The organism is Methylobacterium sp. WL103, assembly GCF_008039885.1.
Lineage (GTDB): Bacteria > Pseudomonadota > Alphaproteobacteria > Rhizobiales > Beijerinckiaceae > Methylobacterium > Methylobacterium cerastii.
Genome location: NZ_VRUX01001313.1, coordinates 1 through 425 on the forward strand (window position 1 = coordinate 1; position 425 = coordinate 425).

Annotated in this window: 1 protein-coding gene; it reads left to right on the top strand. The window is 77.2% G+C overall.

All coding sequences use genetic code 11. From position 1 onward, the window contains the following. Positions 1 to 425: NrsF family protein (locus FV222_RS29145; RefSeq protein ID WP_348644957.1), on the top strand; the 425-nt coding region annotated here is incomplete at both ends.

Consider the following 425-nt stretch of genomic DNA (forward strand, 5'->3'; position numbering starts at 1 on the left):
GCTCAGCCCGCCGGCCTGGCGCGCGGCGGCCTGGCTCGCGGCTGTGCTGGCGGTCGCCGCGATCCTGATGCCGATGGCCGACATGGACGGCCTGCGCATGCGCCTCGCCACGCCGGACCTGCGCATCGCGGCGCTCTGCGCCGGGCTCACCGCGATCACCGCCGCGCTCGCCGCCTTCATGACCAGCGTGCCCGGCCGCTCCCTGCGCTGGGGGCTGCTGCCGCTGGTGCCGGCCGCGTTCTGGGTCGGCGCGAGCGGGCTCGGATGCTTGCGCGGCTGGCTCGCCCCCGGCACCACCCCGGCCGACGGCCACGCGATGGAGGGCTGCTTCGCCTTCCTCGTCGGCGTGTCGCTGCCGCTCTCGGTGCTGCTCGTGGTGATGCTGCGCCGCGCCTGCCCGCTGCACCCGAACCTCACCGCGGCGC